Genomic DNA, 22917 nt, shown 5'->3' on the forward strand with positions numbered 1-22917 from the left:
CCGGTCAATATTTCTTTAGAAAATCCACCAACTTTGAAAATTCGGACTCATTGATGGCCGGGAAATTGGCAATTCTGAAGCTGGTCGGCTTCAGGGGACCATATCCACTTCCCAACTGCATTCCTTCCTTTTCTGCAGCTTTTTTGATTTCTGAGATGAATTCCTCCTTTCCTGAAATAGCCAATACTGTACTGCTTCGGGCTTCAGGATTTTGGATAAGCATCCTCAGCTTAGACGTATTTGCAATAGTATCTTCGAGTATCCTCATTCGGTCTCGAGTCTGTTGGTCGATATGCTGGATTTCCGGCATGTCCTGCAGCACACGGTAAAGCAGGTATATTCCAAAAACGTTTGGGGTATAATGGGTCTGGTAGATTTCTGCATTTTCCAAAATGAAATTCAGACTGTTGTACCTGCCTTTTTCCCCTTTGTCTTTTGCTTTGGCAATGGCTTTGGGAGAAACAATCAAAATCCCCAATCCTGCAGGAAGTCCGAAGCATTTCTGTACTGAAGCATACCAAATATCTGCCAAAGTAAAATCGAGCTCGATTCCTGCCATGGAAGAAGTCGTATCTACAGCGATCATTTTTTCGGGATACTTGTTGGCAATCGCAGCGATTGTCTCATTCCTCACCTGGGTGGCATTAGAGGTCTCGTTTTGGGTAATGGCGATCAGGTCAAATTCCTCTCCGAGTTGCAAAGATTCAACATCGACAGTTTCGTCAGCCCCAAGCTTATGGGCGAAAGTTTTGGGTTCGATATACCTGGCATATTCGAACCATTTCTTTCCAAAAGAACCGGAGAAAATATGGTAGCCTGCAGACTGCACTATGGATTGGGAAATAATTTCCCAATTTTCTGTAGCAGAAGACGTAAACAGAAGTTTATATTCATCGGGCATGTGAAGCTTTTCCCTCATCAGGGTTTCTGTTTCCTGATAGAGATTCATAAAAACAGCTGAGCGGTGATTGGCGCTCAAAATACCTTTTTCGTATGCTTCCTGCATGTATTTTGGAAGACTGTCATAGACTTTGGAAGGTCCGGGAGCAAATGTTACCATGGTGGATTAATTGTTGAGAAAATAACTGATAGCCAATTCATAGCCCTTGAGTCCAAGGCCTGAAATCATGCCCACACATTCTTTTGTGATGATACTCTTGTGGCGGAACTCTTCGCGCTTGTAGATGTTCGAGATATGCACTTCCAAGACAGGGGTTTTCACTCCCGCTATCGCATCAGAAATGGCCACCGAAGTGTGCGTATAGCCTCCTGCATTGAGTAAAATAGCATCATATGAAAAGCCTACCTCATGGATCTTGTCAATAATTTCTCCCTCAATATTACTTTGGAAATAGGAGAGATCGATTTCGGAAAATTTGGTTTTGAGCGTGTCAAAGAATTCTTCGAAAGAAGTGCTCCCGTAAATCTCAGGTTCTCTTTTTCCCAAGAGATTGAGGTTGGGACCGTTGATGATGATGATTTTCAAGGCAAAATAGGTTTAGTGGTTATCTGAGTTCAAAGTTAAGGAAGGATTTGTTTTTTATGGGGAATAGTTCGAGTAGAAAAGTAATTAATTATATTTAGCTTGAAAATGAATTCAATATGAGAGTAACATTGGAAATAGAAAACGAGAAAATAAATGATTTCATCACTTTAATTCAATCCTTAGATTATGCCCGCATTTCTGAGGAAATTGAAATACCCGATTGGCAACAAGAAGAAGTTCTCAAAAGACTAACTTTGTTAGAAGAAGGAATTTCTTCAAAAAGAAACTGGGAAGAGGCAAAATTGGAAATTTTTAAAAAATAATGACCTATATAGTATCAATCTCTCAACAGGCAGAGGACGATTTGAGAGAGATTTTTTTATGGTACGAGGATAAGAAACTTGGTTTAGGACTTATATTTAGGGACTTTTTTGAAACCGCCATATCAAGTATTAAGCTTAACCCGTTACAATTCCAAGTTCGTTATCATAAAATCAGAATAAAGTTTTTGGAAAAATTTCCATATTGAATTCATTACACCGTTGTCAAATCTGAAATTATCATTTTAGCTGTTTTCCATACATCTTTGGATCCTAAAAGATGGCAAAACAAGTAATCCATACCATGTCCAACCATTGGGATGCTTCCCTACGTCAGTTTCAACATTACCTTAAGCTAGAGCGCTCCCTAAGCCAAAACTCCATACTAGCCTACCAGCAGGATATGGAAAAACTGAGCAGGTATATGGTGAAGAATTTTCCCGACACCCGACCGACCGAGGTACAGTTGCAGCATTTACGGTATTTTGTGAATGGACTCGCAGAACTCGAAATCTCCGAATATACTCAAGCAAGGATTATTTCAGGGTTAAAGGCATTTTTTAAATACCTGATGTATGAGGACCGTATCTCGGAAGACCCAGCACAACTTTTGGAGGCTCCCAAACTAGGCAGAAAGCTCCCTGACACTCTCAGCTATCTGGAAATCACCCAAATCCTAGAAAGTATTCCACTTGGAGAATCAGAAGGTCATAGAAATCGGGCTATGCTTGAGGTTTTGTATAGCTCAGGACTCAGAGTATCAGAATTGACTGATCTCAAGATCGGAAACGTCTATGCAGATATTGGATTTATCAGGGTAATCGGAAAGGGAAATAAAGAACGGCTTGTCCCAATAGGCAGGGATGCGCTGAAATACCTTAAGCTATATATGGAGGAAAAAAGGAAAGACATTGAGCCGGCAAAAGGCCATGAACAATATGTTTTTCTAAATCGTCGAGGCAAAAAACTGAGCCGCGTAATGATTTTTCTCATCATCAAAAAACAGGTCGAAAACATTGGCCTTCAAAAAAATGTGAGTCCCCATACCTTCAGGCACAGTTTTGCGACTCACTTGATCGAAGGCGGCGCCGATCTCCGTGCTGTCCAGGAAATGCTCGGCCATGAAAGCATCACAACAACAGAGATTTACACCCATTTGGACAGAGATTATCTGAGACAGGTACTCAATGAGTTTCATCCAAGGAAATAAGCTGTATTTTCTTCCCTTTTCCCAAGCAATTCACTTAATTTAGCGAATTGAAAAAACCCCGATCATTGTGTATAAATCTTTGCTAAAACCAATACTTTTTGTCAAAAACCCGGAAGACGCGCATTATTTTACTTTTTCTTGGATAAAAAAAACATTCAATCTACCCCTCATCAAAAACATCATTGAGGGCATTTTTGATTACCAAAATCCTATTTTAGAAAAAGAGGTATTTGGACTTCACTTCAAAAATCCTGTCGGTCTTGCTGCAGGCTTTGATAAAGATGCCAAACTGATCGATGAAATGGCCATGTTGGGGTTTGGGTTTATCGAAATCGGAACCTTGACTCCAAAACCCCAGGAAGGCAATCCTCAGCCACGGTTATTCAGGTTGCCTGAGGATGAGGCTCTGATCAATAGAATGGGATTTAACAACGGAGGCGTGGAAGAAGCCATCAAAAGACTCCAAGATGTAAAAACCGATGTCCTCATCGGAGGGAACATTGGAAAAAACAAACTGACTCCAAACGAAAAAGCAGCCGACGATTACCTTTATTGTCTCCATGCTTTACATCCTTATGTGGATTATTTTGTGGTCAATGTAAGTTCACCAAATACGCCAAACCTGCGTGAACTTCAAGAAAAAGAGCCTTTAAAAAAACTTCTAATCGCTGTCAAAGAGGCGAATTCCAGAAAATCAAGGCCAAAACCCATACTCCTGAAAATTGCCCCGGACCTCACCGTAGGCCAATTGGATGATATCATTGAGATCGTCATCGAAACCGAAATAGATGGCGTCATAGCGACCAATACCACCATTGACAGGTCACAATTAAAAACTGGCACTTCTAAGGTAGAGGCCATGGGCGCAGGTGGCGTGAGTGGAAAAGTTCTTGCCAAAAGAAGTACTGAGGTTATAAGATACCTTTCCAGTCAATCCAATAAAGCATTCCCCATTATCGGGGTAGGTGGTATTTTCTCTGCCCAAGATGCCATCGATAAATTGGAGGCCGGCGCTTCCCTCGTCCAGGTTTACACAGGAATGATTTATGAGGGACCAGGTTTGATCAAAAAAATAAATAAAGGATTGGTCAAGTATTTGCAGGGCAGATCAAAATAAAATTCCCGGATTTTAAATACATCAAAGTTAATTCTTTACAAATGGTTTAAGGAATTTGTAAAACTCCTAGTTTTGAAATCTGTATATTTCGCCCATCTTCCATTAATTAGGAGATTGACAGCAAAAACAAAATATGGCTTCGGATACCCCAAAAACAAATACTTTCAGAAAAAAAGGTGACACCAAACCCAAAGCCCAGGAATCCACTTCGGGGAAATTTTCTTTGGCCTTTGCAAAGGATAAAAGGATACCTCTTGCCATCGGAATCATTCTGATGTCTTTTTCCGTTTTTTTGTTTTTTGCGTTTTTGAGTTACATTTTTTCGGGCAAAGCTGACCAAAGTCTTGTAGTGTCTGAAATGGAGGAAGGGATCAGGACCACGGCTTCTGAAGCAAGGAATTGGCTTGGGCTTTTTGGAGCCAAAATGTCTGACATCTTTATCAGGAGGTGGTTTGGATTGGCGGCATTCCTACTTCCACCCTACCTGTTTTTCCTGGGTTTCAAAATGGCTTTCAAAAAATCCCTTATTTCCCTCTCCAGATACAGTGGCTTTGCGTTGTTTTTTGCATTTTGGATCGGGCTAGTGACAGGGTATTTTGTTCAGTTAGCAGATGGGTTCAGCACATTGGGGTACATAAGCGGTGGTTTTGGATTTGAACTCGGACTTTTGGCAGATGAATTTTTAGGTTGGGGAACCATCATTTTGATCATTGGCTCCCTCTTGGTTTTCATCATATTCTATTTCAATATCAACCAACTCGATTGGATATCTAATCCGATTTTTAACAAATCAAAAACCAAAAATGCCGGTCCTGAGCCAAAAACCGACTTCAGGGACGAGTTGGAGGAAACCAAAGATGAAATTGGCTTTGAGGATGACCTGGAAGAAATAGACTTGGAGGAAGAAGCAAGTTCATGGACAATCAAGTCAGATGAAAAAGAAAAGGCTTTACCGGTAAAAGGACCTGTTTTCAATATTCAAGGGGATGACCTTTTGGATGACGAACCGGTCAATGAAAAGATTGAAGAAAAGAAATTTGCGATCAACAAACCCAAAGAGGAAAAGACAGCACTTGAGGTAGAAAACCTGGATCCCTATGACCCGACTTTGGATCTGCCCCATTATAAATACCCGACGTTGGATCTGCTCAATGAATATGACGTCCAAAAAGTGACCGTATCAAGACAGGAACTTGAGGAAAACAAAAACAAGATTGTCGAGACGCTGGTCAACTTCAAAATCGGAATACAGGAAATCAAAGCCACCATCGGCCCGACTGTCACCCTATATGAAATTATCCCTGACCCAGGAGTAAAGATTTCCAAAATCAAAAACCTGGAAGATGATATTGCCTTGAGTTTGGCGGCACTCGGAATACGGATCATAGCCCCAATGCCTGGAAAAGGCACTATCGGGATTGAAGTTCCAAACAAAAACAGGGAATTGGTTCCGGCCAAAGCGGTTTTGGGAACAGAGAAATTTTTGCACAGCGACAAAGATTTGCCTGTTGCATTGGGCAAAACCATCTCCAATGAAGTCTTCGTGATGGACTTGGCAAAAATGCCTCACTTACTGATGGCAGGTGCCACAGGTCAAGGAAAGTCTGTTGGTCTGAATATGATTTTGGCTTCTTTGGTGTATAAAAAACATCCTTCACAATTAAAGTTTGTTCTCGTCGATCCCAAAAAGGTGGAATTGACCCTTTTCAATAAAATTGAAAGACATTTCCTAGCGAAGCTTCCCGGAACTGATGAAGCCATCATCACAGATACCAAAAAGGTGATTTATACGCTGAACTCTCTCTGTATTGAGATGGACAACAGGTATGATTTGCTCAAAGATGCCGGATGTAGAAACCTTAAAGAATACAATGCGAAATTTGTAGCGAGAAAACTCAGTCCTGAAAAAGGCCATAAATTTATGCCATATATCGTCTTGGTGATAGATGAATTGGCGGATCTGATGATGACTGCGGGGAAAGAAATCGAAGCACCTATAGCCAGACTCGCCCAACTTGCAAGAGCCATCGGTATTCATTTGGTAGTCGCAACACAAAGGCCATCTGTCAATGTCATCACAGGTATTATCAAGGCAAACTTTCCTGCGAGATTATCCTTCCGTGTGACTTCCAAAATCGATAGCCGAACTATCCTCGATGCCGGAGGTGCCGAGCAATTGATCGGTATGGGAGACATGTTGCTTTCACAGGGATCAGACGTGACAAGAATTCAATGCGCATTTTTGGATACGCCCGAGGTCGATTCTATCTGCGATTGGATCGGAGCCCAAAAAGGCTATCCAGATGCCTATTTATTGCCCGAGTTTGTCGGTGAAGAAGGTGAAGGAAGTCTATCTGATATTGATTTGTCTGATAGGGATCCGTTATTTGACGATGCGGCAAGACTGATTGTTTTGCATCAGCAAGGAAGTACTTCTTTGATTCAAAGAAAACTAAAACTTGGCTATAACCGTGCCGGCAGGATAGTGGACCAACTTGAAGCTGCCGGGATTGTTGGCCCCTTTGAAGGCAGCAAAGCCAGAGAGGTGCTGATTCAGGATGAGGCAAGTTTGGAACGGTTATTGAACAATCTGTAAAAATCCGGATTAAAATGCTGGAAAAAATATATTCCTACTAACCAAAATGAAACAAATCACATTCTCCTTCATTCTTTTCTTTTTCATCCTATCTGTCGGCTTTTCGCAGACAAAAGATCCTAAAGCCAAAGCGATTTTGGATGGCGTAAGTCAAAAATATGCCTCCATCAAAGGTCTTAAAGCAAGCTTTGACTTTTCTTATTCGGATGTTTCTGATAGCCGGGTCCAAAACCAAAGCGGTGAGATTGCTATCAAAGGAGACAAATACCATCTAAAATTACCCGAGCAGGAGATTTTTAATAATGGAAAAACTGTCTGGACCTACATTGCAACAGACAATTACAAAGAGGTGACGATCAACAATGCCTCTGATATGGAGAATGAACTGACACCTTCTTCGGTTTACAACATTTACCAAAAAGGATTCAATTACAGGTTGATCGGCGAAAAAACAGAAGGCGGTATTGTCATCCAAGAAATTGAACTGACTGCAGAAAAATCAAACGCGCCTTTTAAACGGGTAAAACTTTTTGTTGATAAAAACAAAAAAGACCTCATCAGTTGGGAAATCTATGATGACCAAGGAGGAATTTTCAAATACAAATTCAAATCAGTCAATACCAATGCGGAACTGACTGATGACTATTTCACTTTCAATCCGCAGAAATACGGAAAGGTGGAAATAATCGACCTCCGCTGATTTTGATTTTTATCCCTACTTTTGGGAAAAACATTTCCAAATGACCCGACAGGAACTATTTGAACAAATCAAAATCAAGCAATCGTTTTTGTGCGTAGGTCTTGACACGGACCTCAGTAAAATCCCTAACCATCTTCAAAAAGAGGCAGATCCTATTTTTGAATTCAACAAGCAGATTATTGATCAGACTGCAGACTTTGCGGTAGCCTACAAACCCAATATTGCCTTCTATGAGGCATTGGGTCCAAAAGGTTGGGAAAGTCTGCAGAAGACCTTGGATTATATCCCTAAAAATATTTTTAGCATTGCAGATGCCAAACGTGGCGATATCGGAAATACCTCCGGCCTTTACGCCAAGGCATTTTTTGAAACCATGGATTTTGATTCGATCACCGTCGCGCCTTATATGGGCATCGACAGCGTCAGCCCATTTCTTTCTTACGAAAACAAATGGGTTATTTTATTGGCATTGACTTCCAATGAGGGAAGCCTGGATTTCCAGTTTTCTGAATTGAAAAACGGAAAACCTGTCTACCAAGAAGTCTTGGAGAAAAGCAGTAAATGGGGCAATCCTGACAATATGATGTATGTAGTCGGGGCCACACGGGGAGAAAAAATCGGTGAAGTAAGAAAAATTGTCCCTGAACATTTCTTTCTTGTCCCGGGAGTTGGAGCCCAAGGTGGAAGTCTGGAAGATGTGGCCAAATATGGAATGAACAGCCGTTGCGGACTATTGGTCAACTCTTCGAGAGGAATCATTTATGCAGGAAAAGGTCCTGATTTTGGAACTGAGGTCAGAAAAGAGGCTAAAAAGCTACAAGGGGAAATGGAAGTTTTACTTAACCAATATTGCTACTAGGTAAATATCAAACCATAAAAAAAGCCATGGGAACATATAGAAGTTTCCATGGCTTTTTTTATTTCAACCATTTGCTTTATTTCTCGGCCATCACTTTTTTGATATAGGCCACACTTTGAGGGATTTGCTGAACCGACCTCGAAGACTCATCCTCAAGAATCAGGTATTTCGTTCCTGACTTTTGGGCCTGTTTGATCAGTCCTTTGATATCGATATCTCCCGTTCCCAACACCACATTTGTTTCCACGTCACCCTTGCCATCTGAACTTCCCGGGGTTCCTTTTGCCCTGTCTTTCAAGTGGAGCAAAGGGAATTTATCAGGGTACTTTTTCATGATTGCCAAAGGATCGCCTCCACCCATTTGAACCCAAAAAACATCCATGTTGAATTCATAATTTTTGGCATTCTTGATCAATTCATCAAACAATACGCCATCACCGTGGGGAGTAAATTCATATCCGTGAGGATGATAACATAAGGTAATGCCTGCGTCCTTCAGGATTTTTCCTGCCTTGTTGAACAGCTCCACGGCTTCCTGTGTCTCCTTGATGCTGAATTTTCCGGAAGTGTGGGGAATCCAAAAACAGGTGGCGTATTTCGCACCATAAGCTTTTGCATTGTCAATGACGGCCTGAGGATTCTCCTGCAATTGCTTGTAATCTGCCCCTACAGCAACAACGGAAATACCAAGTCCTGAAATAAAGGTCTTGTACTCATCCTGACTCATGCCGTAAGTTCCCCCGCCTTCAATGAAATTTATTCCCATTTTGGGAATAAGAGCATGCGTACCTTTTACATCGGTTTTCATTTCATTGCGCAGGCTGTACATCTGCAATGCGATCTCTTGGGCCTGTACTTGTACCGATACCAAAATCACAATTGCTAAACTGAATAATTTAAGAAAGAGGTTTTTCATAGGTCTTATTGGGATTATTTGATGGAATATAATTAATCTTGATTTAATTACCATCCAACAATTTGACCGATGGAAATTTTACCATCCAAGAAAAACAAAATGTGATTTTTGGGATACTTTACTAAATTACTTTTCCAAAACACAAAAACCCATGATAGATCTCTCCAGACGACAATTTTTAAAGCAATCCGCTTTGGCAGGTGCCGCAATGGCGATACCAACTTCCTTCTCATTTGCATCAACACCTGACACTATTATTGGTCACGGTGATTTCAAATATAAAGTAAACACCTCTTGGGGAAACCTCGATCCTGCCAAATATCCTGTGGTCAATTGCCACGAAATGGTCATGGACAAAAAAGGCAGACTGATGATGGTAACTGATGAGGCAAAAAACAACATCATCATTTATGACCAGTCGGGAAAATACCTCGATTCGTGGACTTTGGGATTGGGATCTGCGCATGGCCTGAGCCTCGTCAATGAAGGTGGAGAAGAATTTTTATGGATTGTAGACAATGGCGGCAGGGTCATCAAAACTGATCTGAAAGGAAAGATAATCACAGAAATACCTAAGCCGACAAGTCAGGGAATCTATAAAGAAGGGATGCGCTACACCCCAACCGAAACGGTCGTCGCGCCAAACGGCGACCTGTATATTACTGATGGTTATGGTTCACAATATGTGCTGCAATATGACAGCAAAGGAAATTTTATCAGGATGTTTGGCGGTGACGGACATGGTGATGCTCAATTCAAAACTGTCCATGGAATAGCCGTCGACCAAAGAAAAGGAGGAACCCCTACCCTACTTTGTACATCCCGTGGTCATAATTCATTTAAAAGATTTACTATGGAAGGTGAATATTTAGAAACACTTTTTCTTCCTGGGGCTTTTGTTTGCCGTCCTGTTATTCATGGTAAAAATCTCTATGCAGGGGTTTGCTGGTCCAGATCCAAATACCTGGAGCTAATGGACAATTCTGGTTTTGTAACCATTTTGGATGAAAACAATAAAGTAGTCTCAAATCCTGGAGGTACCCAACCAAAATACATTGACGGAGAGCTCCAATTGATGATTCAAAAAGAACCAATTTTCAAACACTGCCACGATGTATGCATTGATCAAGACGAAAATATATACGTCTGCCAATGGAATGCGGCAAAAAGTTACCCCATCAAACTGACGCGGGTATAATCTTTCAGGTCTTTTAATTTCCAGAGGTCAAAAGAGGGGCGATCTGTTCGGCTGAGATGACTCCTGAAGGCAATTCGGTAATTTTCAGGTTTCTGAAATGAATCGGAGCGCCTTCAGATTCCAGACAGATGTATCCTTTCTTTTGACTTGATTGTCTGATGCCATTGACAAACTTACCATTTACGGAAAGTTTGATGACGCCATCTACACAAATGACAACATAAGTATTCCACTCCCCTCTTCCCAAGCATCGGTTTTCAATGGATTTACTTCGGGTTCCCCGAGGGTTATCAGGTACAGTAGTCACTCCGCCCACGCCAAACAATTCGCCATGAACGTAGGCGATTGGAGGCAAGACGCCATCTTTTTTATTTTGGTTTACCCAGTCCAATTCCAGCATCTGCACCTCGACACCATCGGGCAACCTCTGCTCTCCGGGGACAGCACTGCTCCAAACAAAAGTCCCTGAGTTTCCTCCAAGTTCCATGTGCTTCCATTCTATATGCATGATGAAGTTTTCATATTGCTTTTCGGACCGGATCACTCCGATAGGCAATCCCCTACACACCAATTCCTGTCCATCAAAATACCAGGTGTCTTTTTCTGTATTGACATTGTACCATTTCAATGAAGTTTCTTTTGGTGACTGATCGGAAACGAGGGCTTCTAACTCCCTTGATTTCCCAAACTCAAAAAGATATTCCTGACAAAAACTTGGGAAATTTGTCAGTAGAAATAGAAAAAAGCCGATGGATAATGGTCTCAGGATTTTCATTTGGAGTAAATTTTTTGGAAAGGGTTTTTAGAAAGGAAATCTATTGAGGATGGAAAGATTGATCAAAAAAACTTGGTCTTTCCCGGGATGGCCACCTCAGGAACAGGCCATGTCAGATCCCAATCATATTCTTCCAATTTAGGTCCTAAGGATTGAGAGGAATTGAGCGCTTCTTGCCATCCGATGGTTTGCCCGCTGTAGCCGACCATTCTCCCCAAAACCGCCAACATTGTACTGTTTGCCATCAGGTCACCTTCGTTGATAGACTTCCCTGACCTTATTGCCGCAAACAATTCCTCATGTTGGGTTTCATAGGGATTGTTTTTTTCACCTTCATAGCTCCAAGAATTTTGACCTTCTATTCGATGGATTTGCCTTCCGATGTCTACGATGGCATTTCCATTTCTTCCCATGATTTCCGCTTTATTGATATTGGAAGCACCTTGTTGCTGCCTGCTGAAATGGATTCCTTTTGCTCCGTTTTCATATTCATATTCTATGGCAAAATGGTCATAGATATTCCCGTATTTTTCTTCGGTTCTGGATTGTCTGCCACCTGACCCAGTGGCTTTGACTGGAAGTTTGTCTCCAAAAGCCCATGACATCATGTCAAGGCTGTGGACCATCATCTCTACGATATAATCACCCGAAAGCCAATCATAGTAATACCAGTTTCTCAATTGGTATTCCATTTCTTTCCACTCAGGTTTCCTGTCTTTATACCACAATCCTCCACCATTTCTTACCGTAAGCACGGAAGCTACTTCACCGATGTCACCATTATTGATTCTTTCAAAAAGAGCCCTTTTGGGAAAATCATACCGGAAAGTGAATCCTGAAACCACGGAGAGATTTTTGGACTTGGCTAGTTTGGCAGTTTCCAAAACACTCCGAACACCGGGAGCATCCACAGCGACGGGCTTTTCGCAAAAAACATGTTTTCCGGCCTCAATAGCAGCTTTAAAATGACCCGGCCTGAATGCAGGAGGAGTAGTAAGGATAACCACATCCACGTCAGATTCTATGACTTTCTTGTAGGCATCAAATCCAACAAAACGGTTTTCTTTACCCACTTTGACTTGATTGGGATTTGCTTCAAAAAGTGCCTGATAAGATTCATCCAGATAATCAGGAAAAATATCTCCCATAGAGGTCAGAACTGCGTCAGTATCTGCTTTCAGAGCCTGCAGTGCCGCTCCGGTTCCCCTACCTCCACAGCCTATCAAGCCCACTTTGAGGGAATTGTTTTTCATGGCAAAAGCAGGATTGACCTGAAATACAAAAGGGAGAGCGGCACTTCCAATCAAAGCAGTACCTGCGGATTTTAGGAATTCCCTCCTGTCTTTTTTTTCGTCCGAATAAATTTTATCTGACATATAAATGCTGTTTTATTTTGGGTCTGTAAATGAAAATACATTTTAATCTTTTCAATCTATTAATTATCAGTAAAATACAATATCTATCCACTAATTCAAAAAAATCGGTTTTTTGGTGGAGCTCTCCAATTAAAATCCTTCAATAAACCATGACTCCTTGGAGTTTTGGACGGATGGCAGTTGGAAAAAAAATGACTGAAGGCTCATTAAAGCAGCCATTGAAATAAAAGTGAAAGTTGGGAATTACATGAATTAACCTGTCCCGTAAAAAATCTTTATCTGCGAAGTATTAATCAATATATTGTAAATGATGGAGAAATGATTCCCGGGTCATTTCTTCAAAAATCACTTTAACCCACCACTACGTAACATGACAACTTCCAAAGATTCCAGGAGAGATTTTCTCAAAAAATCCATCGCAGGTACTGCGGTATTTTCAATTGGAGGAGTACTTCCAGCTTTCAGTCCAAAAAGCTACGGAAAAATCCTTGGAGCCAATGAAAGAATCAAGGTTTCAGTGATGGGAGTGAACAGCCGCGGAAATGCCTTGGCACAGAATTTTGCAAACCAACCAAATGCAGAGGTTATCCATATCTGCGACGTGGATCAATTGGCCGCAGATAAATGCATGAATGCAGTAGCCAAAATCCAGAACTCCAATCCCAAAGCTACTCCTGATTTTAGAAAAAGCCTGGAAGACAAGGATGTAGACGTGTTGGTGATTGCAGCTCCAGACCATTGGCACGCGCCCGCAGCCATTCTCGCATGCAAAGCAGGAAAGGATGTTTACCTGGAAAAGCCTTCCAGCCATAATCCCAACGAAGGGGAAATATTGCTCCAAGCTGCTGCCAGGTACAAAAGGCTGATCCAAATGGGTAACCAAAGAAGGTCATGGCCCAACGTGGCTGCAGCCATCAAAGAAGTCCATGATGGTACTATCGGAAGACCATATTATGCCAAAACCTGGTATACCAACAACCGCGGGCCTATTGGAATCGGTAAAAAAACGGTAGTCCCAGCCCACTTGGATTATGACTTATGGCAAGGTCCGGCCCCAAGAGAAGAATTTAGAGACAATATCATCCATTACAATTGGCATTGGTTCTGGAATTGGGGAACCGGCGAAGCATTGAACAATGGCACCCATATGGTCGATTTGGCGAGATGGGGATTGGGTGTGGAATTTCCGACAAAAGTTACCTCCGCGGGAGGAAGGTACCGCTATCAGGACGATTGGGAAACCCCAGATACCCAAATGATCAATCTGGAATTTGAAAATAAAAGTATGATAAGTTGGGAAGGAAGAAGCTGCAACGGTATCAACAATGAAGGATCGAGTGTAGGCGTGATTTTCTACGGGGAAGAGGGTTCTGTTAATATTGGAGGTGGCAATGCTTACTCCATTTATGACTTAAAAAACAAACTCGTAAAGGAAGTGAAATACGACCGGCCTGTGGATGCGAGAAATCTTTCCGACCCAACCCAAGAACTCGACGCCATCCATATCCAAAACATGTTTGACGGAATCAAAAAAGGAACTCCACTAGCTGCAGAAATTATCGGGGGACAGACGAGTACACTCTTGGTCCAATTGGGGAATATTGCACAAAGATGCGGTGAAACACTGAACGTGGATCCTAAAAACGGCCACATTATCGGTAGCAAAGAAGCGATGAAATATTGGGGAAGGGATTATCAACCTGGGTGGGAACCAAAAGTGTAAACCCAATTCCCTACTCCTCCTCCAACCGACCATGAAGCTTACTTCTCTTGACCTGATTGTAATCACCCTGTTTTTTCTCCTGATGTTGGTGATCGGGGTTTACTCCTATTTCCGAAATAAAAACGCTGACGATTATTTTGTCGCAGGAGGAAATTTACCTTGGTGGCTTTCAGGAATTTCCCACCACGTCTCGGGATATAGTGGGGCGGTTTTCGTTGCCTATGCCGCCATTGCGTATACCCATGGATTTACAATATATGTTTGGTGGGCATTTACGATTGGCTTGACAATTTTGGCCAGTGCCAAAATATTTCCCGTGCGGTGGGTAAGGCTCCGCAAAAAATTCCATATCCAATCCCCCCTTGAATTCCTTGCCCGACGCTACAATATCCTCACCCAACAGATCATGGCTTGGAGCGGCGTAATATTAAAACTATTCGATATCGGAGCCAAATGGGCCTCTATTGCCATTTTGCTCAATGTTTTTACCGGCATCAGTCTTCCGATCGGTATTTTGATATCAGGAGGAATTTCTCTTTTGTACATCACCTTTGGAGGATTGTGGGCGGTAGTGATGACTGACTTTGCGCAATTTATCATTCAACTTTTGGGAGGACTAGTTATGTTCTTCGCAGTGCTTTACAATCTAGATGGACCGGAAAGCATTTTAACGATGTGGGAAAAATTGCCTTCTGAAAACAGCCAACCGTTTAATGACCCTTATGGTGTAGGTTTTGCCCTTGCATTTTTGTTCATTAATTTTTTGTCATACAATGGTGGTCAATGGAATCTTGCAACCCGGTATATTTCTTCCCCTTCAGAATCACAGGCTACCAAAGCAGCGAGGCTATCAGGTTGGTTATATTTGATTTGGCCCTTAATCTTGTTTTTTCCGATGTGGGCGGCACCTATTTTACTTCCTGATTTGGCAGATCCTAGCCAATCTTATGGTCAACTGACCCTTTTGCTTTTACCCTCGGGTTTGGTTGGATTGGTGATTGCGTCTCTTTTTGCCAATACGATGTCCATGACTTCCTCGGATATCAATACCATTTCTGCCGTGATCACGAGAGATATTCTGCCAAACATTTCCAAAAAATTCAGCTTAGATAAAATTTCATTGCTCACGGCGAGGGTTACGACTTTCATATTTACCCTGCTGACTATCATTGTCGCCCTTCAATATGAATATTTTGGTGGAATTCTCGGCTTGATCATTACCTGGTTTGGGGCTTTGGTAGGCCCGATTGCCGTCCCGATGCTCTTTGGGGTTATACCGGCTTTCAAATCTTGCGGTCCAGTCGCAGCCATCAGTTCCATTTTTGCAGGCCTTCTTACCTTCATCATCACCAAGAATATTGAAATCAGCAGCTTGGCCTTGCAAGTAAGCCTTCCCCTGATAGTCTCCACCTTGGTATATATATTCATTGGACTAGCCCAAATCCGAACTGTTCCCGACAAAGTAAAAGCAATGCTTCAGGACATCAGTAAAGAATAAAAAACCCATCAGAAATCATGGAAATCAATGTATTCGATTCAAGAAAAGAAATGGGCGAGGCTGCTTCAAAAGCAGTAGAAGAAAGGATATTGTATGTTTTGGAAGAAAAAGAAAACGTGAGAATTGTTTTTGCAGCAGCTCCTTCACAAAATGAATTTTTAGCAGCTTTAAGTACTTCTTCAAAAATACCTTGGGAAAAAGTAACCGCCTTTCATATGGATGAATATGTGGGTTTAAGCAAGGATTCACCTGCTCTTTTTTCCAATTTTCTTAAAGAAAAACTGTTTGACAAGTTCCCTTTCGGGAAAATAAATCTCATCGATGGCAACAAAAATCCGGAGGAAGAATGTGACCGCTATGCTTCTTTGCTCCATCAGGCTCCTATTGACTTGGTCTGCATGGGAATCGGTGAAAACGGGCACATTGCCTTCAATGATCCTCCTGTGGCAGATTTCAATGATTCCAAAACAGTGAAAATGGTAGCGCTAGACCCGGTTTGCAGGCAGCAACAGGTCAATGATGGTTGCTTTTCAACTTTGGAAGAGGTACCAAGTCATGCTTTGACACTGACAATTACCGCACTGCTTGACACGGCTTATATCTGCTGTGTAGTTCCCGGAAAAAACAAAAGACAAGCTGTCACCGACACCATCTCAGGTCCGATCGAAACCCAATGCCCGGCATCGATTTTGAGAATCCACGCAAATTGCCATCTCTTTACGGATATCCACGCTTATCCTGAAAAATTGGAACCGAATGAAAAAGATGAAACTATCGAGGTTGATTGCCTGACCGGAAAGCTGGCTGTTTTCAATTCAAGTGGGAATTTTATAACCACAAGCGTCAAACCATCCAAAAATCAATTGAATGACCATTTTTTTATTGGGCCCGGTTTGGTGGATTTACAGGTAAACGGCGTAAATGGGATTGATTTCAATGATCCAAAACTCTCTGTGTCGGATATCGAAAGTGCCACACACTTTTTGTTGAGCAAAGGAGTCACCACCTTTTTTCCAACCCTGATTACCAACGAAGATCAAGTCATCATCTCCATTTTATCCACCTTCAAAAAAGCCTGTGATAATAATCCCTTGATTGCTGCATGCATCGGAGGGATTCACTTGGAAGGTCCTTTTATTTCTTCGGAAGAGGGGGCGAAAGGAGCCCATAATTCTAAATATATCCAAAAACCAAATTGGGATTTAGTAAGCAAATTTCAGGATGCATCCGGTGGAAGAATCAAGCTCATCACAATGGCGCCTGAGTTGGAAAATGCTTTTTCATTCATCAAAAAATGTTGCGACAATGGAATAAAAATAGCCATTGGACATAGCAATGCCACCTTGGAGGATTTGGAAAAAGGAGTAGAAGCAGGCGCAATCCTTTCAACCCATCTTGGAAATGCCGTTCCGCTGGTGCTTCCGCGTCATCCCAATATCCTTTGGGATCAACTCGCCTTGGATCAACTTCATGCAAGTTTGATCGCAGACGGATTTCATGTGCCGGATTCATTTTTGAAAGTGGTTTTAAAGGTTAAAGGAGAAAAAGTTTTTTTGGTGAGTGATGCAACAAAGTTTTGCGGAATGCCTCCCGGAGAATACAACACCCATATTGGAGATAAAGTAATCCTATCACCAAATGGAAAATTATCCTTGAAAAACGGCAATGGATTATTGGCAGGAGCAAGCAAAACACTCCTTGAAGGCATGGAATACCTGATCGAAAAAAAGTTAGTTGATCTTTCTATGGCTTGGAAAATGGCCTCGGTCATACCGGCGGCTTATTTAGAAATCGGTATTCAAAAACCAAATACCAAGACCGACCTCGTATTTTTCAAACTCCGAGACGGCGGAAAAATTAAAATCCATAAAGTCGTTAAGAACGGAGAGGTTTTCAATTTCTGATGTAAATAGACCTTTTGCGACATAAAAATTATGTTCGCGAAATATATTTGTCGCGAATAAAAAAATAATGTTGCATATGGAGTCCGAATTGCTCGGCGTTCATGAGGGAAGTTTTGCTCGTTTCAGAGTTTCTCCGGCTGAATTCCATATTTGGAAAGAAAACTGGTCAAGGTAAAGACCAAATTTTACCTTGACCTTTCTTTATTTTTTATCCAATAGTTCTCTCACTGAAACAGATTTACCTCCAAGCTTTTTACTGATATCCGCTGCTTCCATAAAAGCCAAAATTTCAAGCGTTTCTTCAGGCTGCACCGGCACAATGCCCGTCTCAAAATATTTTACAATATCCAAAAGCAAAGGTTCATATCCGGCATAAGGGCCTAAAACCACATTTCCGTTTTGGGTAAAAACCGTACCTCCATAATCATGTTTGCCTGTTCGGGTTCCTCTAAAAGTCCCGACTCTTCCATCTTTCCATATCCCGGTGACCACATCTGTATCATTAGTAGACACCCTTACGACAGACTCACATCCTGTGCCCATTACGGTAAATAAGGTTTCCACTCCATGTATTCCATACCAGAATAAATCCGGATGCGAAGGTTCCAATTCGGCAGGGCTAAATGTACTCGCACCTATAACGGTGCTTTTGTCAATTTTTTCAATTCCTGTAATGTATCTTAGGGAAGAAGCGGAAAAAACCGGGATTTTGTATCGTTTGGAAGCTTCAAAAATAGCTTTGGCATCTTTCAAGGATGCCGTCATCGGTTTGTCAATAAACATGCGCTTCCCGGCCTTAAATACTTCCATAGCCTGCTCCAAATGAAGTTTTCCATCATTGGTTTCCAACAACACCACATCTACTTTTTGAAGCAAGTCCGCGATAGAACTTACGATTTCAACTCCCATTTTTTGGATTTCTTCAGTATAACCGGGAATTCTATCCATGCTCGACTTTATATCCTTACTTCCAAATGGATAAGCGGCGACAACATGGTAGCCAAGATAAATTTGGTCATCTTTATGTCCATTCAATACCTTGGTAAAGGCGATACTGTGCGACGTATCCAATCCAATTATCCCGACTTTTTTTCCCTGGGAGTTGATTACTTGATCTGAAGAAAAACCGAATGAATTTCCATAAACTCCAAGACCGATACCGGCTATTGTGGAAGTTTTTAAAAATAATCTTCTGGAATGAGGCCTACTTCTTTTCATATTGATCCTTATTTTGACAAAGTAAATTTTGGATGAATTTATTAAATTTATATTCTAAACCCATTACCACTATGAAACATGTAAGCGTTGGCTGGTTTGAAATTCCGGTCGAAAATATGGAAAGAGCAATGGCTTTTTACGAAGCTGTTTTTAATTGTAAGCTTGATCGTCACAAAATGGGTCCCATCGATATGGCTTGGTTTCCCTGGGATGAAAGCAGACTCGGTGCAGGAGGAAGTCTGGTCAAAGCAGAAGGATATTATAAACCGAGTACAGAGGGCACCAAAATCTATTTTTCATCCGACGACGTAAATACCGAACTCAGCAGAATTGATAAAGCCGGTGGGAAAATCATTCAACCCAAAACAGAAATCACCCCTGATATTGGATTTATGGCATTGTTTCATGATTCGGAGGGAAATGAAATTGCACTCCATTCAAAGCAATAAGGCTAAAATGAGCCAAAGGCGGAATTCAACCTGTGGCTCATTTTTCATTTTTTTCCTAAACTATATTTTTGCGCCTTTTTTAAATTCCAAAGGGCTAAAAAGAAGGTGAAAATTGAAGTTGCCTCTTTAATAAACAGGTAATAAAATAACAAATGAAGCCCCTTCCCCATTTTTCTTTTCCAAGAGCAATGAGCCGTTATGCCCTTGCGTTATAATCTCATAACTTAAACTGAGACCCAATCCAGTACCTTCCCCTGTAGGTTTGGTGGTAAAAAAGGGCTCAAAAATTTTCTCCTGATTCTCAATAGGTATTCCTTTACCATTATCCGAAATCCTGATTCCGACTTTATCCCCGGCCATAAAAGTGGAAATCGAAACCTCAGGTTCATATCCTTCAGGGTTGTTTTTGCTTTTCTCCCAAACCGCATCAAATGCATTTCCAATAATATTGATAAGAACCTGGCCAATCTCCTGTCCGGAAATTTTGACTTTCTTCAAATTTGGATGGAAATCTTTTTTAACTGCCGTAAAAAAACCCGGATTATGGGCACCTTTACTGTTGTAGGTTAGATCGATGTATTTTTCGACAAGATTATTGATTTCAACAATTTCAAAAGTTGACTTCCCTTGACGCGTATGCTGCATCATTGACCTGACAATTGCATCAGCTCTCTTTCCATGTTCCTCAATTAACCCCGCATTGATTTTTATATTTTCCATCAAATAATCAATTTCAACTTGGTTATTATCCCTTATTGCCTGGGTCAATTCATCGACCAATTCACCGGAAAGAGCGGCAAAATTATTCACAAAATTGAGAGGATTCTTTATTTCATGGGCAATACCAGTCGCTAGCCTTCCCAAGGAGGCCATTTTCTCCGCTTGGATCAACTGATTTTGAGCAGCTTTAAGTTCTTGGTAAGCTTTTTCTAATTCTTGAATTTTTTCCAATTCTAATGCTTTTTTTTCGTTGTCAGCTTTTAATGCCCTTGCCTGCGCTTCTGAAGCCAATGACCTTGCTATCGCCGCATCCGCATGGAGTTCTGCTTCCCGCAATTTTGCAATTTCTCGTTCTTTTCGTAACACCCGTCTTCTCTGGACTCTATCAAAAGAAAAAATAACTATACCGAAAATAAATATTAAGATCAAAAATGCCCACCAACGGAGCCACCATATTGGCTTTACCATAAAAGTATATGTCATTGGCTCCGATGATTCCACTCCACTGTCATTGATAGCCACTACTTCAAGTGTATAGGATTTGGACCAAAAAAAAGCCGGTAAATTGGTGTATCGCAGACGCTTTTGATTTGTCTCAGGCGACCATTCTTCATCATAGCCCAACAGTCTGGTTTTGTATCTTACCCCCGAAATATTTGAAAAACTAAGTGCCGAATATTCAAATATTGCTTCATTACGGCCTTCTGTTCGATAAGAAATGAGAACAGACGTAAGCTTTACAGGTGGGGGTATATTGTTTTTTCTGTCTAATAAGGGATTATAAATTGATAAGCCATTTGCAGTACCGAAATAAACAAGCCCATCTTTATCCACCTTGACAGAACCATAAAGCCATACTTCATCATCTATCAATCCATCTTGTTTGGTTACTTTTTTGATAACTTCCCCACTTTCAATATCAACTTCTGCAAGACCGCTGTTGGTACCTACCCAGAGATTTTGAGTTTTGGGTGCCAAAGCAAAACTAACCGTATTATTAGCAGGTAATCCATTTTCTTTGGTGATATGATTCAAGATTGCACCTGTGTCCTGGTCAAGTAGCAGTAGGCCTTCTTGCGTACCAACCCACATTTTACCGTTTTTCCATAATAATTTTTCAATATGATTTGTTGGAGAACCATTTTGGGTTGACCAGAACTGCTCAAAAAGATTAGAATCGGTTGGTAAGTCAGCATTCTCAGAAAGGTATTCTCTGGTTATCTTTTTGGTGCTACGGTAAATACCTTTGTCCACTGTACCTACCCATAAGTATCCATTTCCATCGAAGGCTATCGATTTATTTAATACCGGAGGTAGCCCAGACTCGATACCAAAAGAGTATATTTTTCCAGAAACAACTCCAATTATACTCCTTAAACCCGCAAACCAAATTGAGCCTAGGTCTTCATTCTCAGGAGAACCCTTTATGAAAAGATTTTCAGAAGCAATAATAGGTGGGCTGTCAGGAATTGTAAAGATTATTCCTTGCTTTCCATTGATATTGATGGTTCTAATATCTTCAGCCTCTTTCAAAATCAATTTCTGATCAAAGACAAGCCCATTCAAACCTTGTGTAGTTGCTATCCAAATCCTACCCTCAGAATCAATTTCGAGACCATTTACCCAATCTCCTGTAAGACCATCTGCTTGGGTAATATAGGTAGAAGTACCCTCTTCGGAAATGCATGAAACACCTCCCTCAGTCCCTGCCAAAAGCCGAAACGGGTAAGTACCAGAAGGAACCCTCAGTATAGAATTTACTTTAGCAGAGGGTAAAATGGGCTTTTCACCAGCTATAGAACGGGTACTGAAATTCTCAAAAGCATTGAAATTAAATCTAAGTTTTGAAATCCCACCGGATTGAGCAATCCAAACGTTACCTTCCCTGTCTTTGCTTACATTAAAGACGTTATCGCTCAACAATCCGTTAGACCTAGTGAAATGGCCTATAATTTCTCCTGATTTTTGATTGAATCTGATAATCCCGTTGACTCCGCTTACCGCCCATACATTTCCTTCAGTCACAGTTGCTAAGCTTGCTATATTGGATTGTTTTAATTGGGCAATTTTCTTTGGATCGGTTGATTCATTTTGAAAAAGCAGGACTTCTCCATTTTGACGGTAAGCCCAAATTTTCCCTTTCTCATCTTCTAGAATGGAGGCGAAATTTTGATCTTCAGAGATTTTGTCGGAAGAATAAATCAATTGGATTTTATTGCCTGATATCCGAACAAGTTGGCCTCCCCCAATCCCTGCCAAAATTCCTGTCTTCCCTGAAAAAAGTGTGGTAATCTGTTGTGGTGTACTGCCTTTCATTTCGATATTTAAAACATCTACTTCTAAATTGTTTTTTTCATTGATATGGTATTTCAAAAATCCTTTCGCAACAGTACCCACCCAAACTATCCCACTGCTATCCACTGCTATTTGATTGAGATTGACGATTTCGGAATAAAGAGTTTTACCCCCAAATTCTGAAGTAAAAGTTAACCTCCTCCCATTTTTATAATTAGATACAGGCTCCTCTGAAACCACCAATCCGGAATTGGAAGTAACCCAAAGGTATCCTAATTTATCTTCCACTATCTGCCAAACCCCAAGGTCTTTGACACCTTCCTTTTGACCATAAAGATCCATCTTGGTTCCATCAAAACGAATCAAGCCAGAAGAGTGAACAGCCAACCACATAAATCCCTCACTGTCTTGAAAAACATTTGTAACCATGGCTGAAGGCAATGGATTCAATTCATTGTCAGGGGTATAATGAACAAAGGGCAGCTCTTGGGCTACCACTTTGAAACTAAAAATGAATAAAATAGAAATGGCTAAACAAAAACGGAGGTTCATCTAAT

At 41.2% G+C, this 22917-nt stretch carries 18 protein-coding genes; 11 read left to right on the top strand and 7 right to left on the bottom strand.

Translation table 11 applies throughout. The annotated features are described in order from the left end of the window. Nucleotides 1-4: 4 nt before the first annotated feature. Both NK987_RS10945 and aroQ read right to left on the bottom strand, forming a co-directional pair. Nucleotides 5-1060 (bottom strand): aminotransferase class V-fold PLP-dependent enzyme, encoded by a 1056-nt coding sequence (locus tag NK987_RS10945; RefSeq protein WP_259263877.1) that lies wholly within the window; start codon nt 1058-1060, stop codon nt 5-7. A 6-nt stretch (nt 1061-1066) separates the two neighbouring features. Further along, on the bottom strand, nt 1067-1486 hold the full coding sequence (gene aroQ, locus NK987_RS10950) for a type II 3-dehydroquinate dehydratase (protein WP_259263878.1): 420 nt from the start codon (nt 1484-1486) through the stop codon (nt 1067-1069). A 116-nt stretch (nt 1487-1602) separates the two neighbouring features. On the opposite strand from aroQ, the gene NK987_RS10955 reads away from it, so the two are divergent. The 6 genes from NK987_RS10955 to pyrF all read left to right on the top strand — a co-directional run bounded on the left by NK987_RS10955 (nt 1603) and on the right by pyrF (nt 8288). Beyond that, nucleotides 1603-1809: an addiction module protein gene (locus NK987_RS10955; RefSeq protein ID WP_113925062.1), complete on the top strand. Its 207-nt coding sequence runs from the start codon at nt 1603-1605 to the stop codon at nt 1807-1809. Between the two features lie 277 nt (nt 1810-2086). Then, nucleotides 2087-3016 carry a site-specific tyrosine recombinase XerD gene (gene xerD, locus NK987_RS10960; RefSeq protein WP_420841179.1) on the top strand — a complete coding sequence of 310 codons (930 nt, stop codon included), beginning with the start codon at nt 2087-2089 and terminating at the stop codon, nt 3014-3016. Between the two features lie 67 nt (nt 3017-3083). After that, a complete protein-coding gene (locus NK987_RS10965; protein WP_259263879.1) occupies nt 3084-4133 on the top strand; it encodes a quinone-dependent dihydroorotate dehydrogenase in 1050 nt (349 codons plus the stop codon). A gap of 133 nt (nt 4134-4266) precedes the next feature. Continuing rightward, on the top strand, nt 4267-6729 hold the full coding sequence (locus NK987_RS10970; RefSeq protein WP_259263880.1) for an FtsK/SpoIIIE family DNA translocase: 2463 nt from the start codon (nt 4267-4269) through the stop codon (nt 6727-6729). A 46-nt stretch (nt 6730-6775) separates the two neighbouring features. Further along, nucleotides 6776-7429: an outer membrane lipoprotein periplasmic chaperone LolA1 gene (lolA1, locus tag NK987_RS10975; protein WP_259263881.1), complete on the top strand. Its 654-nt coding sequence runs from the start codon at nt 6776-6778 to the stop codon at nt 7427-7429. Between the two features lie 40 nt (nt 7430-7469). Beyond that, on the top strand, nt 7470-8288 hold the full coding sequence (pyrF, locus tag NK987_RS10980) for an orotidine-5'-phosphate decarboxylase (RefSeq protein WP_259263882.1): 819 nt from the start codon (nt 7470-7472) through the stop codon (nt 8286-8288). Nucleotides 8289-8364: 76 nt separating this feature from the next. On the opposite strand, the gene NK987_RS10985 is transcribed toward pyrF, so the two are convergent. Then, nucleotides 8365-9204 (bottom strand): sugar phosphate isomerase/epimerase family protein, encoded by an 840-nt coding sequence (locus NK987_RS10985; protein WP_259263883.1) that lies wholly within the window; start codon nt 9202-9204, stop codon nt 8365-8367. A gap of 151 nt (nt 9205-9355) precedes the next feature. On the opposite strand from NK987_RS10985, the gene NK987_RS10990 reads away from it, so the two are divergent. Further along, a complete protein-coding gene (locus NK987_RS10990; protein ID WP_259263884.1) occupies nt 9356-10402 on the top strand; it encodes a twin-arginine translocation signal domain-containing protein in 1047 nt (348 codons plus the stop codon). A gap of 13 nt (nt 10403-10415) precedes the next feature. On the opposite strand, the gene NK987_RS10995 is transcribed toward NK987_RS10990, so the two are convergent. Then, complete coding sequence (locus NK987_RS10995) at nt 10416-11177, bottom strand: 3-keto-disaccharide hydrolase (protein ID WP_259263885.1); 762 nt, start codon at nt 11175-11177, stop codon at nt 10416-10418. Nucleotides 11178-11239: 62 nt separating this feature from the next. Further along, entirely contained in the window at nt 11240-12553 is a 1314-nt protein-coding gene (locus NK987_RS11000) for a Gfo/Idh/MocA family protein (RefSeq protein ID WP_259263886.1), read from the bottom strand. A 370-nt stretch (nt 12554-12923) separates the two neighbouring features. Between NK987_RS11000 and NK987_RS11005 the strand changes: the two genes are divergently transcribed. The 3 genes from NK987_RS11005 to NK987_RS11015 are packed head-to-tail and all read left to right on the top strand — an operon-like array spanning nt 12924 to nt 17678. Further along, nucleotides 12924-14276 carry a Gfo/Idh/MocA family protein gene (locus NK987_RS11005; RefSeq protein WP_259263887.1) on the top strand — a complete coding sequence of 451 codons (1353 nt, stop codon included), beginning with the start codon at nt 12924-12926 and terminating at the stop codon, nt 14274-14276. Nucleotides 14277-14307: 31 nt separating this feature from the next. Continuing rightward, nucleotides 14308-15774, top strand: coding sequence for a sodium:solute symporter family protein (locus NK987_RS11010; RefSeq protein ID WP_259263888.1), 1467 nt, complete (start codon nt 14308-14310; stop codon nt 15772-15774). Between the two features lie 17 nt (nt 15775-15791). Then, nucleotides 15792-17678 carry a 6-phosphogluconolactonase gene (locus NK987_RS11015; protein WP_259263889.1) on the top strand — a complete coding sequence of 629 codons (1887 nt, stop codon included), beginning with the start codon at nt 15792-15794 and terminating at the stop codon, nt 17676-17678. A 201-nt stretch (nt 17679-17879) separates the two neighbouring features. On the opposite strand, the gene NK987_RS11020 is transcribed toward NK987_RS11015, so the two are convergent. Beyond that, entirely contained in the window at nt 17880-18896 is a 1017-nt protein-coding gene (locus NK987_RS11020; RefSeq protein ID WP_259263890.1) for a Gfo/Idh/MocA family protein, read from the bottom strand. 71 nt (nt 18897-18967) lie between these two features. Between NK987_RS11020 and NK987_RS11025 the strand changes: the two genes are divergently transcribed. Next, nucleotides 18968-19345 (top strand): VOC family protein, encoded by a 378-nt coding sequence (locus tag NK987_RS11025; protein ID WP_259263891.1) that lies wholly within the window; start codon nt 18968-18970, stop codon nt 19343-19345. Between the two features lie 126 nt (nt 19346-19471). Here the strand turns inward: NK987_RS11025 and NK987_RS11030 are convergent, their stop codons facing one another. Continuing rightward, a complete protein-coding gene (locus tag NK987_RS11030) occupies nt 19472-22912 on the bottom strand; it encodes a sensor histidine kinase (protein ID WP_259263892.1) in 3441 nt (1146 codons plus the stop codon). Between the last annotated feature and the right edge of the window lie 5 nt (nt 22913-22917).

Source organism: Aquiflexum gelatinilyticum, from assembly GCF_024813435.1.
Lineage (GTDB): Bacteria > Bacteroidota > Bacteroidia > Cytophagales > Cyclobacteriaceae > Cognataquiflexum > Cognataquiflexum gelatinilyticum.